Annotated in this window: 1 protein-coding gene; it reads left to right on the top strand. The window is 66.5% G+C overall.

Annotation, left to right across the window (positions count from 1 at the left end; translation table 11 throughout):
- Window positions 1-81 precede the first annotated feature (81 nt).
- Window positions 82-1,434 (top strand): transposase, encoded by a 1,353-nt coding sequence (locus tag MKL20_RS31595; protein ID WP_244039999.1) that lies wholly within the window; start codon window positions 82-84, stop codon window positions 1,432-1,434.
- Window positions 1,435-1,484 lie beyond the last annotated feature (50 nt).

The following is a 1,484-nucleotide window of genomic DNA, read 5'->3' on the forward strand; positions in this document are numbered from 1 at the left end:
TCGATTCTGTTGAAAAACTCGGGTGTTGCAGCGGTTGTGATGAGGTGATTCACTCCTGTCGAGAGACGGAGATCGAAGCAGATGATGGGACCTCGGCAAGTCGAGCAGGGTGCCTTGTTCTACGAGTTCTCGCTCGACACTCACGTTCCCGCCGACCATCTGCTTCGCTCCATCGACCGCTTCGTCGACCTTGCCGGCCTGCGCCAGGAGCTAGCCCCGTTCTACGCTTCGACGGGCCGCCCCTCCGTCGATCCCGAGTTGATGATCCGCATGCTGATCGTCGGCTACTGCCTCGGCATCCGCTCGGAGCGCCGGCTGTGCGACGAGGTCCACCTCAACCTCGCCTACCGCTGGTTCTGCCGGCTCGGACTCGACGGCCGGGTGCCGGATCATTCCACCTTCTCAAAGAACCGCCATGGCCGCTTCCGCGACAGTGACCTCCTGCGTCGTCTGTTCGAGACTGTGCTCGCTCGCTGCATCGCCGAGGGCCTCGTGGGTGGCGAAGGCTTTGCCGTCGATGGCAGCCTGATCAGAGCCGATGCCAATCGGCAGAAGGGGGTCGAAGGCTCTGCCGGCCTGCCGCCTGAGGTCGTGAGCCGCGCCGCTCAGGAGTACCTCGCCGTCCTCGACGAGGCCGCCTTCGGGGCCGCAACGCCGGTGCCGCCCAAGTTCATCTCGCCCGCCGATCCGGCCGCGCGCTGGACCGGAGCGCACGGCGGGCAGGCGTTCTTCGCCTACACAGCCAACTATCTGATCGACCTCGACCACGCGATCATCGTCGACGTCGAGGCGACCACGGCCATCCGGCAAGCCGAGGTCACAGCGGCTAAACGCATGATCGCGCGTTCGCGCGAGCGCTTCGACCTCTATCCGGCCCGGCTTGCCGGCGACAGCGGTTACGGTTCGGCCGCGATGCTGGGCTGGCTCGTCTACGAGCAGGGCATCGAGCCGCATATCAGCGTGTTCGACAAGTCGGCCCGCACCGACGGCACCTTCTCACGCGCCGACTTTACCTATGACCAGCCGGGCGACGTCTACCGCTGCCCGGCGGGCCAAGTGCTGACCACGACCGGCACCCTAGTCAATGACGGGGCGACGCTGCTGTACCGCGCGAGCAAGTTCGACTGCGCGCCATGCCCGTTGAAGGCGCGGTGCTGCCCGAACGAGGCGGTGCGTAAGGTTCCGCGCTCGATCTACGAGGGCGCGCGGGACATGGCCCGCGACATCGCGCGCTCCGAGGAAGGCAAAACCTCGCGGCGCGAGCGCAAGAAGGTTGAGATGCTGTTTGCCCACCTCAAGCGTATCCTGAAGCTGGACCGCCTCCGGCTGCGAGGGCCGAACGGAGCAAGAGACGAGTTCCACCTCGCAGCCGCCGCCCAGAACCTGAGGAAGCTCGCAAAGCTCCTCCCGATCCCGCAGCCGAGCCCGGCCTGACCGGCTGGCGACACCCAGCTCGAGGGCGAGGGCTCATCCCGCCCCTCTCC

Origin of the sequence: Methylobacterium sp. E-066 (genome assembly GCF_022829635.1) — a bacterium.
Taxonomy (GTDB): Bacteria; Pseudomonadota; Alphaproteobacteria; order Rhizobiales; family Beijerinckiaceae; genus Methylobacterium.